This is a genomic window from Dactylosporangium thailandense (assembly GCF_059739745.1).
In genome coordinates this window covers 889040-900259 of sequence record NZ_AP029195.1, presented here as the reverse complement: position 1 = coordinate 900259, position 11220 = coordinate 889040, and the positions used below count along the sequence as shown (strand labels likewise).

The following is an 11220-nucleotide window of genomic DNA, read 5'->3' as shown; positions in this document are numbered from 1 at the left end:
GGACGTGGGGGATGCACCGGCGTCCCCCACGGGGCCGGTCAGACCGGGTCGCCCATGGCGACGACGATCCGGCGCTCGCCGGTGAAGGACTCGCGGCCGTGGGCGGCGAGCATGTTGTCCACGACGAGGACGTCGCCCTCCCGCCAGGGCAGTGCCGCCTTCTCCGCCTCGTACGCCGCGTCGATCTCGGCGGCGACGTCGTCGGGGATCGGGGTGCCGTCGCCGTAGCGGGTCTCGTACGGCAGGCCGTCCGGGCCGAACTCCTCCTGCATCAGCTCGCGGGTCTCCTCCGGCAGGAACGACGGGTGCCAGAACCGAACGTGGTTGAACCAGGCCCGCTGCCCCGTGTGCGGGTGGGTGGCGAGCACCGGGCGGACCTGCCTGGTCCGCAGCACGTCGTCGCCGACCCACTGGGCGTCGACGTCGGCCTCGCGGCAGTACCGTTCGACCTCCGCCCGTGACTCGGTGCCGAACGCGCGCTGCCAGCCCAGCCCGAACCACGGCCCGAAGTTGCGCAGCAGCATCCAGCCGCCGCGGTCCTCGAAGGTCCGCACCAGCGAGGCCGGCAGCCGCCCGAGCACCCGGCGCACGTCGGCGACCGGGGTGGCGCCGCCGGTCTCGGGCGCCTGCTGGCAGCCGAAGAGCAGCAGGCCCGGCCACGAGGTGGCGTACGAGTTCTCGTTGTGCAGCGGGATGACCTCGGCGGCGGGAAACTCGGTCGAGGTGAACACGTTGTCGCTGAGCTGCCGGCGCGGCGTGGCTCCCTCGACGTAGCGCGCGGGCTCGGTGAACACCGCGCGGCGGCACTGCTCGAACCCGTCGGTGTCGGTGACGCCGAAGCCGCGCAGCAGGACGGCCCCCGCCTCGTGCAGGTGCCCGGTCAGCCGCTCGCGGTGCTCCGCGAGCCACTCGAGCACGCCACGGCCGTCGCTGTCGACGACGACGGGCAGCTGTACGGTCACGGCCCTTCCTCCCCATCTTGCTCCTGGCCATCCGTCGCCGGCGTCGCGACGTACCGCAGCAGCAGGTGCCGGTCGAACGGCTGCTCGGTCACGCCGTACGGGGCCAGGGCGGCCCACGTGCCGTCGTCGGGGCGGGGCGCCCCGGACGGCAGCGACGGCGCGAACGCGGCCATCCGCGCGAGGTCCGGTGTCCCGGCGAGCCGGTCGCGCAGCAGGTCCCACCAGAGCGCGGGCTCGACGACGTCGAGGCGATGGCCGGCCCGGCGCAGCCAGGAGAACACCTCGGCCCAGCGCACGCCGGTGCTCGCCGCGATCTGCAGCGTGTGCCGGTCGGCCGCCCGCAGGTCGTCGCGCGCGAGGGCGGCGACCGCGTCGGCGGCGACGTCGACCGGGACCCAGCACAGGTCGCCGGGGATGTGCGGCGCCGCCCGCAGCTCCAGGCAGGCGCGCACGAAGATCCAGCGGAAGTCCCGCTCGTTGCTCGACGCGGTGCCGCGATGGCCCGCGAGCGCGCCGAGACGATACGTCCACGCGCGCAGCCCGCGCTGCCGGGCGGCGTCGACGAGGCGTTCGGCGACCCACTTGCTCTGCGCGTAGCCGTTGCCCAGGCCGGGCAGCGGCACCGCACCGGCGGGGGCGGCGGCCCCCGGCACCGGCACGGCGGCGGTGGTCGAGACGTGGTGGAGCGTGGCGCCCGCCTCGGCGGCGAGGCGCAGGACCGCGGCGGTGCCGAAGACCGTGCTCGCGCGCAGGGACGCGTAGGGCAGGCTGCCGTTGACGTTCGCGGCGGCGTGGACCACCCGGGCGGCGCCGGCCCGGATCTCGCGCCGGCGGTCCTCGGTGAGGCCGAGGCCGGGTTCGGCGATGTCGGCGGCGATGGCGCGGAGCCGGTCGGTGCCCGCGCGGTAGCCGGCCCGGGCGAGCGCGCCGGTCAGCCGGGCCCGGGCCGCCTCGTCGCCGGGGGCGCGGACCAGGCACAGCACGTCGCCCTCCCCCGCGCGCAGCAGCGCGTCGACGAGGGCGGCGCCGAAGAAGCCGGTGGCGCCGGTGACCACGGTGGTGGTGCGCACCCCGGGCTGCGGCGCGGCGGCCGGGACGAGCTCGTCGGCGAGCCGGGCGTCGGCCGCCATGACCGCGGCCAGACCGCCGTCCGCGGCCGGGTCACCGTCCGTGGACGGGGCGCCGGCCCGCGGGTGGGTACGGGTCATCGCCCCGGTTCGGGCTCGGTGGGTGTGGCGGTCGCCGAGGCCTCGCCCGCGGAGGCGGACTGGTCGGCGTCGGCGTCCTGCAGCGACTGCTGGTAGAGCTCGCGCACGCGGCGCATCTCTTCCTCGGACAAGAACCTGGAGAACGAGCTCGGCATCATGACCTCCCGGGTCCGTGCCGGGGGCAGCCCACACGACATCGCCGTCGCTCGATCCGCCCCCCGCGACGTATCGATCTCGGACGCTAGCAACGGGCCGCTACACCGTCAAGGGCGTCGATGCTGGCCGCGGTCCATCCACTTCGGACGGTTCAGCCGCGCAGCAGCCGCGCGACCGGGACGTGCGGATCCTCGCCGACCCTGCGTACCACCTCGGCGAACCGGTCCGCGAGCGCCCGCGCGGCCGCCGCGTCGACGGTGTCGGTCTGGTACGCCAGATGTCCGGACAGCCCGTCGGCGGACTCGCGAAGCTCCAGCGTCAGGTCGAACGTCGACGGGTTGACCTCGCCCTCGTCCTGGCCGAGCAGCTCGGGGCGGCGCTGGACGAGCACCAGCTCGTCGCCGAGCGGCCGGTCGGCGCCGACCGCCGGGTGCAGGGCGATGCCGTAGCGCATGCCCTCGGACAGCTCCCGCATCACCTCGCCGCCCATGGTCAGGCAGACGTGCTCGAACGGGTACTCCTGATGCGCCATGGCGGTGATCCCGGCCGTACGGCACCGGGCCAGCACCTCGTGGAACGTCGGCTCGCCGGACACGTCGACGACGACCGGCACCACCGTGCAGAACATGCCGACGACGTCGTTCGTCGCCGCCCAGGTGCGGTTGGCGGTGATCGTCGCCACCGGCAGCCGCTCGCACCCGAGCCAGTCCGCGAGCACCACCCCGAACGCGGCGACGCAACAGATGAACGGCGTCGTGGCGGCCGCTCCCGCGAGCGCGGCGAAGCGCCCCGAGTCGTCCCGCCCGATCGCCACGCCCTGCCGCCGCGACATGAACGTCGGCTCGGCCGGGCTCCCCGCCGCGCCGTCCGGCCGCGGCGGCGCCGGTGGCCGGGGCGTGCCGCCGCGCACCGCGTCCCGCCAGAACCCGAGGTGGCCGGCCACCTCGGCGGCGCCGAACCGGCCGCGCTGCCAGCGGGCGAAGTCGGCGTAGGAGATCCGGGAGGCCACGGGCGGGGCGTCGCCGGTCGCGTCCGGTCCGGCGGTGAGGGCGGCGCGGTACAGCGCGGCGAAGTCGTCCAGGAGAACGTCGCGTGACCAGCCGTCGAAGTTGATGTGGTGGACCGCGATGATGACGTTGGCACGGCCGCCGGGCAGGTGCGCGAGCATCACGCGCAGGCCCAGGTCGGCCGCGAGGTCGTAGCCGCGGCGGCTGAACGTGCGGGCCAGGGCCTGCAGGCGCTCCGCGGCCGGCGCGTCGGCGAGGTCCGTCAGGTCGTGCTCGGCGAGCTCGACGCCGGCGTGCGGGCGCACGTGCTGGGTGATGCCGCGCGGGCCGTTCTCGTAGACGGTGCGCAGCAGGTCGTGGCGGCGGACCAGGCCGAGCAGCGCGCCCGCGAAGGCGCCCGCGTCGAGGCGGCCGAGCAGGTCGAAGCGCACGAAGGAGACGTAGATGTTGCTGCCGGCCACGAGCTGCTCGATGCGGTACTGCCACTCCTGCTGCCAGGACAGGGGCGCCGCCGCCGTACCGTCCGCCGCCTGCACCGGGCCGCAGAGCGTGGCGTACGCCGGGTCGCAGACACGTTCCGCGAGCGCGCGGGGCGTCGGGGCCTCGTAGACCGACTGCAGCGGCAGCGCCACGCCGAGCCGGTCGGCGAGCAGGCCCACCGCGCGCACCGCCGCCAGCGACTGACCGCCGAGGGAGAAGAAGTCGTCGTCGGGGCCGATGTCCTCGCGCCCCAGCAGGTCGGCCCAGGCCTCGCGAATCCGGCCGGTGACCTCGTCATGCGACAGGCTTCGAATGTCCGTGCCGGTGCCAGCCATGGAACGTGACTGTAGCAGCGCAACGGCGCGCGCATTGACCCCCGACGATCGGAGCAGCCCTCGCGGGAACGCCGCCCCACCTATACTCGTCGATGATCACCGGACCCTGGCGAAACGGGAGGCATGCGATGGGTGTGTTGGACGGCAGGCGGGTGCTGGTCACCGGCGGGTCGGCCGGCCTGGGTGCCGCCGTCGCCCGGCGGGTGGCGGCCGACGGCGGGCGGGTCGCGGTGCTCGGCCGGGACGCCGACCGCCTCGAGGCGATCGCCAAGGAGCTCGACGCGGTCACCGTCGCCGCGGACCTCACCGACGGACCGGCCGCCGCGGCGGCCGTCGACACCGCGGCCGAACGGCTCGGTGGCCTCGACGCGCTGGTCAACAACGCCGGCACGTTCCGGCTCGGCCTCGTCCGCGACGGCGAGCCGTCCGACTGGGCGGACATGGTCCAGGTCAACGTGCTCGGCCTGCTCGCCGTCACCCAGGCCGCGGTGAAGCACCTCGAGGCGGGCCGGGCGCCGCAGATCGTCAACGTCAGCTCGATGGGCGGCCGCCGGGTGGCCCAGCCCGCCCAGGGCGTCTACGCCGCGACGAAGCACGCCGTGCACGCGCTCACCGAGAGCCTGCGCCGGGAGCTGTACAGCTCCGGCATCCGCGTCACCGTGATCGCGCCCGGCTTCGTGCACACCAACCTCGGCGCCTACATCCGCGACCCCGACGTGCGGGCCAACATGGAGCACGGCCAGCTGCACCAGGGCCTCGACCCGGCGGACGTGGCGGCGCAGATCGCGCACGTCCTGTCCGCCCCGCCGGACGTGCACCACGTCGAGATCGCCCTCATCTCGACGCGCCAGCCCCCGGGCTGACCGCCCGCGACGTCCGCGACGCCCCGGGCGCCCGGGGCGTCGCGGCCCGCCGGCTATCGCGTCGCGGGCTCCAGGGTGTACGTCAGGGCCATCGCCAGCCGCGGACGCTCGGAGGCGTTGCCGTCGCTGCCGTGCACCATCATGTCGTGGTGCAGCGCGCCGGAGCCGCTTTGCAGCTCGGCGACGAACGGGTCGGGCATCGCCGCGACGAGGTGCGGCGGGATCGCGCGGAAGAACTCGTCGCCCTCCACGCCGCCGTGCTCGACCAGGCCGTCGTGGTGGGAGCCGATCCAGTACTTGAGCGCGCCGTTGTCGGCGGTCGCGTCGTCGAGGCCCAGCCACAGGTTGACGCCGACGATCGGGCGGCCGACGTAGTACACGCCGTCCTGGTGCACCAGCGACGGGCTGCCGACCCGGGCCGGCTTGTGGAACGTCTCCATCGAGGCGAAGGTCGCCGTGCGCCCGGTGACCCGCTCCACGATGTCCTTGAGGTCCGTGCGCGCCGCGAAGTCGGTGAAGAACGGGTCGACCCGCTCCAGGAAGTACATGCCGCGCAGGGTGCCGTCGGCCTCGCGGCGGGCCCAGTCCTCGGGCAGCGCCGGCAGCAGCCACTTGGCGTACCGGGCGATGTTGCCGCGCACCTCGGCGACCTCCTCGGCGCTGAGGACGTCCCGCATCAGCACCACGCCGTCGCGCTCGTACGACTCGGGCAGCGCTGCCTCGTCCGTGTCGTGCAGTCGCAGCTCGTGCTGCGCGGCCGTCGATCCCATCCAGCCCACTCCCTCTCGCCGATGCCAAACGATGCCGGCAAACGAGGTCCGTCGATGACGAACACGGCGGGGCCCGGCGTCCCCGCGCGCCGCGTCCCGATTCTTGCCCGGCACGACCGACGCCTGCAAGAGCGCGGATTCATTGATCGTAATGCGGCCCCGGGGCGTGACGGCAGCGACATCCTTGGATAGGGTGACGCCACGGCCCGCGCCGACGCGGGCCGTTCCGCCGTGCCGTGCATGACCGGCGCCGCGACGCACGCATGCCGCGTGGCACGGGGAGCACCGACGGGGCACTGGGATGCACCTCACCAGACGGGGAGCCGGAGGGCGCATGGCCGAGACAACGATCCAGCACTGGCGCGACACCGACCTCGACGACGCCGCGCGCCGGTTCGTCGAGGACGGCGCACTGTTCGCCGGGCAGGTCCTGACGCAGGACGAGCTCGCCGAGGTCCGCCATCATCTCGACCGCTACGCGAAGTACGTGATCCCCCGCCTGCCGGAGGAGATCGTGCGCAAGACCGTCCGCATCGAGGAGGACGGCGTCTCGGTGCGCAGCGCGTACTTCATGGACCAGATCGACGAGTGGTTCGCGGAGTTCGGCAACCGCGAGGACTTCAAGGACCTGCTGCGCCGGGTCACCGGCTGGGAGCCCGAGCTCTACGTCGTGGAGACGTTCAACAAGCCGGCCGGCATCGGCTCGGCCGCATCGGCGCACCAGGACTGCGCGTTCCTGCCGCTGGAACCGATGGACGTGGTCCACCTGTGGATCGCCATCGACGACGCCACCATCGAGAACGGCGCACTGCGGTACTGGATGGGCAGCCACCGCGGCGGCCTGCGCGAGCACATCCCGGCGCAGTGGGGCCAGCAGGTCGGCCACGAGTTCGTCGGCGACTCCGGCGAGGCGACCGTCATGGAGGTGCCGGCCGGCTGCGCGGCGATCCACAGCGGCCTGATCATCCACGACAGCCCGCCGAACACGTCGTCGAAGCGGCGCCTCGGGCTGCTGTGCGGCTACCGCGGCGCGCACACGCGCTACCTGACCGAGAACGCCGGGTGAGCCGGTGACCTCCGCCGACAACGAGCAGCTGCGGGCGCGGCTGGCCCAGCTCACCCCGCAGCAGCGCCTCGAGCTGCAGCGCCGCCTGCGCGAGACCCGCCCCGCCGGGGCGAGCACGCCGGCGCCCGCGCCGACGCCGGCGCCGTCGCCACGGGGGGACGGTTCGCGGGCGCCCCGATTCAGCCTGTTCTTCTTCTCCTCCGACGCGCAGCACCCGGCCGCCGCGACGTACGACCTGGTGCGCCGCTGCGCCGCGTTCGCCGACGAGCACGGCTTCCACGCGGTGTGGATGCCGGAGCGGCACTACGACCCGTTCGGCGGGCCGTACCCGGACCCGGCCGTGCTCGCCGCCGCCATCGCCGCGACCACCCGGCGCCTGCGCATTCGCGCGGGCAGCGTGGTGCTGCCGCTGCACGACCCGCTGCAGGTCGCCGAGCGCTGGGCGATGGTCGACAACCTCTCCGGCGGGCGGGTCGACATCTCGCTCGCCTCCGGCTGGCATCCGCAGGACTTCGTCGTCTCGCCCGGGACGTTCGAGCCGCGCAAGCAGGTGCTCGCCGAGCGCCTGACCCAGCTGCGCACCCTGTGGGCGGGCGGCACGCTCGAGCGGACCGACGGCGCCGGGACGACCGTGTCCGTCGCCGCCTACCCGCGGCCCGTCCAGACCTCGCTCGACGTGTGGCTCACCAGCTCCAGCAACCCCGCGACGTGGCGCACGGCCGCGCGGATGGGCACCAACGTGCTGACCGCGCTGCTGGAGCAGAGCGTCGAGGAGCTCGCGGAGAAGGCCGCCGTCTACCGCGAGGCCCGCGAGGCCGAGGGCCTGGCGCCGGACGCGGGCGAGATCACCGTCATGCTGCACACGCTGGTCGGCACCGACGTCGACGCGGTGCGCCGCCTGGCCCGCGAGCCGCTGCAGCGCTACCTGCGCTCGCACGTCGACCTGTTCGAGAAGCTGGTCCGCAGCCGCGGCCTCGACATCAACCTGGACCAGGTCACCGAGCAGGACAAGCAGACCCTGGTCGAGATGGCCTTCGAGCGGTACTTCACCACCAACGGCCTGTTCGGCACCCCGGAGACGGCCCTGGAACGGGTCAGGGCGCTGGTCGCCGCGGGCGCGACCGAGATCGCCTGCCTGGTCGACTTCGGCGTGGGGCACGACGCGGTCGTCGAGCACCTCGTCCACCTGCGCCGCCTCGCCGACCTGGCGACCGCCGAGTTCGACGCCGGTCTCGAAGCCGCGCAGCCGGCCACCGTGCCGGCCGCGGTGTGAGCGGCGGCTCTGACGGCGAGGTCCGGGTCAGCACCGACGGCAAAGGTGTGCCGGTCGTGCACGGCCCGGACCGCGTGGCGGTCGCCCGCGGCCTGGGCTGGGTGACCGCCCGGGACCGGCTGTTCCAGCTCGACCTGTTCCGCCGCCGCGCGACCGGCCGCCTCGCCGAGGTCTTCGGGCCCGGCCTGCTGGCCCACGACACCGCCCAGCGCACCCTCGGCATCCGCATCGCCGCCGAGCGCGCCCTGCGGGACCTGCCGCCGCGGCAGCGCGCCCTCGTCGACGCGTACACCCGCGGCGTGAACGAACGGCTCGGCTCCCTGCCAGACCCGGACCTGCCGGTCGAGTTCGCGGTCACCGGCGCCGCGCCCGAGCCGTGGCGCCCCGAGGACTGCACCGCGGTGGCACTGCTGCTCGCGCAGATGCTCGGCGGCGACGGCGCGGAGCACCGCATGCGCGCCGTGATGGAGGCCGCCCTGCCCGCCGCGCTCGTGTCGTTCCTGCTGCCGGAGCGGGGGCCGTACGACGTCGGCATCGACGGCCGCCCGGCGCCCCCACCGGACCCGCCGGACCCGGCCCTGCTTGCGACGCTGGCCGGCATCGCCCGTGCGACCCGGCCCGGCCCGGGCGCCGCGCCGGTCGTCGGCGCGGACGAGTCGCCGTTCGGCTCCAACGCCTGGGCGGTCTCGGGAAGCCGGACCGCCGACGGCCGGGCCGTGCTGGCCAACGACATGCACCTGCCGCTGACCGCACCGCCGCTGCTGTACCGCGTGTCGCTGCGCTACCCGGGCCACGAGGTCGACGGTCTCGTGGTGCCCGGCGTCCCGGCGGTGATCGCGGGCTCGACGGGCCGGATCGCGTGGGGCGCCACCCGGCTCACCGCCGACAACGCCCGCCTGGTGCCGATCGGCGACGACGAGCCGCTGACCGTGCGTACGGAGCGCATCGAGGTCCGCGGCGGCGAACCGGTCGAGGTCGGCGTCCGGGAGTCCCGCTTCGGTCCGGTGTACGGGCCCACGCTCCTCGGCCGCCCGGTGGCGCTGCGGTGGCGGCCGCTGGAGCCGGGCGGGCTGGACCTCGGCCTGGCGGACCTCGCCGAGGCGGGCACGGCCGAGGAGGCCTGCGACGTCGCGAACCGGGCCGCCGGGCCGCCGCTGAACATCGTGGTCGCCGACGCGGACGGCCGGGTCGCCTGGACGGTGACCGGCAGCTTCCCCGGCGCGGCGCGGCTGCCGCGGCTCGTGGACCCGCCCGGCGGTCTCGTGGTGGTCGCCAACAACCTCACGCCGCAGCACGCCGCCGCCGCGCACGTGGCGGCCAACGGGTTCAGCGCCTGCCGGGCGCGGCGGATCGTGACGCTGCTCGAGACCGGAGAGCCGCTCGCCGAGCCGGACCTCGCCGCCGTGCAGCTCGACACCGACGCCGGCTTCTTCACCTTCTACCGCGACCTGGTCCGCGCGGCGGTACGCGAGGCCGGTGACACCCAACCGGCCCTGTCGGACGCCCTCGAGGCGGTCGAGGCGTGGGACGGCACCGCCGGTGCCGGGGCGCGCGGGCTGGGCCTGCTGATCCTGCTGCGGGAGAACCTGCGCGAGTCGCTGTTCGCGGCGCTGCTGCAGCCGTGCCGGGCGCTCGACCCGGGGTTCCGCTATACCTGGTTCGACCACGAGCTGCCGCTGCGGGCCCTGCTGCGGGCCGAGCCCGCGGTCGTGCCGGCGCCGTACCGGACCCGGGCCCGGTTCGTCCTCGGGCAGCTGGAGCTGTCCGCCGCCATGCTGCTCGTCGCGGCCGGGTCTGGTCCGGCGCCGGCGCGGGTCGCCGACGTCGTATGGGGCGCGCTGAACCGTACCGGCGCACGGCACCCGCTCTCGCCGCTGCTGCCCGACCTGGCCGCCGTGCTCGACCTGCCCGACGCCGCGCTGCCCGGCTGCGCCGAGTCCGTGCACGCCGCGCACACCGGCTTCGGCCCGGCGATGCGGCTCGTGGCCTCGCCCGGCCGTCCCGGCGACGCGATCCTGCACCTGCCGGGCGGGCAGTCCGGCGACCCCCGGCACCCCAACTACGCCGACCAGTTCGACGACTGGCTGCGGGGGCGGCCGGCACCGCTGCTCCCCGGCGAACCGCGCGACGACGTGGTCCTCACGCATCTTCAGGAGGCTCGATGACCCAGCCGTTCACGTTCTCGGTCGCGACCGGCGGCGAGACCTCCGGCGGACCCTCCAGGAAGGCGTGGCTGGAGCTGGCCCGGTCCGTCGAGGGCCTGGGCTACGACGCCCTGTACCTCAACGACCATGTCGAGCAGCCGCTCGCGGCGCTGCCCGCCCTCGCCGCCGCGGCGGCGGCGACCACGACGCTGCGGCTCGGCCCGCGGGTCGCCAACAACGACGTGCGCTCGCCGGTGCTGCTCGCCCACGAGATCGCCACCCTCGACGTGCTCAGCGACGGACGGGCCGAGCTCGGCCTCGGCGCCGGCTGGCGGGCCGAGGACCACCGCGCGGCGGGCGTCCGCTTCGACGACGGCCCGCGGCGCGCCGCCCGGTTCGCCGAGAGCGTCGCCGTCGTCGACCGGCTGCTGCGCGGCGAGCCGCTGTCGTACACCGGCGCGCACTACACCGTCGAGCTCACCGAGCCCTTCGTCACCGTCCAGCGGCCCCGGATCCCGCTCACCGTCGGCGCCGGCGGCCCGCGCCTGCTGCGCCTCGCCGCCGAGCACGCCGACACGGTCAGCCTCACCGCCCGCAGCCTCCCCGGGGGCGGCGCCGACGAGGCCGACCTCGACCCTGCCCGCCTCGACGAGAAGGTCGCCGTGGTGCGCGCCGCCGCGGCCGCGCACGGGCGCAGCCCCCGCCTGCACCACGTCGTCTGGGAGTGCATGATCACCCCGCAGCCCGGCCCGCTCCTGGAGATGTACGCGGGCGCGATGGGCATCACCGTGGCCCAGCTGCGCGCGCAGCCGAGCCTCATCATCGGCTCGGTCGAGTCGGTCACCGAGGACCTCCTGGCCCGCCGGGAACGCTGGGGGCTGTCCTCGGTGTCGGTACCGCACACCGCCGCGCAGCACTTCGCCCCGGTCGTCGCCGCCCTCGCCGGCCGCTGACCG

At 75.3% G+C, this 11220-nt stretch carries 9 protein-coding genes; 5 read left to right on the top strand and 4 right to left on the bottom strand.

Translation table 11 applies throughout. From position 1 onward, the window contains the following. Positions 1-38 precede the first annotated feature (38 nt). The 3 genes from AC6JBM_RS03825 to AC6JBM_RS03815 all read right to left on the bottom strand — a co-directional run bounded on the left by AC6JBM_RS03825 (position 39) and on the right by AC6JBM_RS03815 (position 4148). Positions 39-962: a TauD/TfdA family dioxygenase gene (locus AC6JBM_RS03825; RefSeq protein ID WP_497982229.1), complete on the bottom strand. Its 924-nt coding sequence runs from the start codon at positions 960-962 to the stop codon at positions 39-41. Beyond that, a complete protein-coding gene (locus tag AC6JBM_RS03820; RefSeq protein WP_497982228.1) occupies positions 959-2170 on the bottom strand; it encodes an SDR family oxidoreductase in 1212 nt (403 codons plus the stop codon). Before AC6JBM_RS03820 ends, AC6JBM_RS03825 begins: the two co-directional genes overlap by 4 nt. A 307-nt stretch (positions 2171-2477) precedes the next feature. Continuing rightward, entirely contained in the window at positions 2478-4148 is a 1671-nt protein-coding gene (locus tag AC6JBM_RS03815) for a condensation domain-containing protein (protein WP_497982227.1), read from the bottom strand. A 128-nt stretch (positions 4149-4276) separates the two neighbouring features. Here AC6JBM_RS03815 and AC6JBM_RS03810 point away from each other — a divergent pair, with 128 nt between their 5' ends. Then, positions 4277-5011: an SDR family oxidoreductase gene (locus AC6JBM_RS03810; protein WP_497982226.1), complete on the top strand. Its 735-nt coding sequence runs from the start codon at positions 4277-4279 to the stop codon at positions 5009-5011. Positions 5012-5064: 53 nt separating this feature from the next. On the opposite strand, the gene AC6JBM_RS03805 is transcribed toward AC6JBM_RS03810, so the two are convergent. Continuing rightward, on the bottom strand, positions 5065-5781 hold the full coding sequence (locus AC6JBM_RS03805; RefSeq protein WP_497982225.1) for a phytanoyl-CoA dioxygenase family protein: 717 nt from the start codon (positions 5779-5781) through the stop codon (positions 5065-5067). 334 nt (positions 5782-6115) lie between these two features. On the opposite strand from AC6JBM_RS03805, the gene AC6JBM_RS03800 reads away from it, so the two are divergent. The 4 genes from AC6JBM_RS03800 to AC6JBM_RS03785 are packed head-to-tail and all read left to right on the top strand — an operon-like array spanning position 6116 to position 11217. After that, entirely contained in the window at positions 6116-6847 is a 732-nt protein-coding gene (locus AC6JBM_RS03800) for a phytanoyl-CoA dioxygenase family protein (RefSeq protein ID WP_497982224.1), read from the top strand. 4 nt (positions 6848-6851) lie between these two features. Then, entirely contained in the window at positions 6852-8120 is a 1269-nt protein-coding gene (locus AC6JBM_RS03795; RefSeq protein WP_497982223.1) for a MupA/Atu3671 family FMN-dependent luciferase-like monooxygenase, read from the top strand. Further along, entirely contained in the window at positions 8117-10285 is a 2169-nt protein-coding gene (locus tag AC6JBM_RS03790) for a penicillin acylase family protein (protein WP_497982222.1), read from the top strand. The genes AC6JBM_RS03795 and AC6JBM_RS03790 overlap by 4 nt, the downstream gene beginning before the upstream one ends. Continuing rightward, a complete protein-coding gene (locus tag AC6JBM_RS03785; protein WP_497982221.1) occupies positions 10282-11217 on the top strand; it encodes a TIGR03621 family F420-dependent LLM class oxidoreductase in 936 nt (311 codons plus the stop codon). The genes AC6JBM_RS03790 and AC6JBM_RS03785 overlap by 4 nt, the downstream gene beginning before the upstream one ends. The last annotated feature ends 3 nt before the right edge of the window (positions 11218-11220 follow it).

What these genes read in the sequence shown, in the direction of transcription:
- AC6JBM_RS03820 (WP_497982228.1), bottom strand. Translation starts at nt 2,170, where the DNA reads ATGACCCGTACCCACCCGCGGGCCGGCGCCCCGTCCACGGACGGTGAC.
- AC6JBM_RS03815 (WP_497982227.1), bottom strand. Translation starts at nt 4,148, where the DNA reads ATGGCTGGCACCGGCACGGACATTCGAAGCCTGTCGCATGACGAGGTC.
- AC6JBM_RS03810 (WP_497982226.1), top strand. Translation starts at nt 4,277, where the DNA reads ATGGGTGTGTTGGACGGCAGGCGGGTGCTGGTCACCGGCGGGTCGGCC.
- AC6JBM_RS03805 (WP_497982225.1), bottom strand. Translation starts at nt 5,781, where the DNA reads ATGGGATCGACGGCCGCGCAGCACGAGCTGCGACTGCACGACACGGAC.
- AC6JBM_RS03800 (WP_497982224.1), top strand. Translation starts at nt 6,116, where the DNA reads ATGGCCGAGACAACGATCCAGCACTGGCGCGACACCGACCTCGACGAC.
- AC6JBM_RS03785 (WP_497982221.1), top strand. Translation starts at nt 10,282, where the DNA reads ATGACCCAGCCGTTCACGTTCTCGGTCGCGACCGGCGGCGAGACCTCC.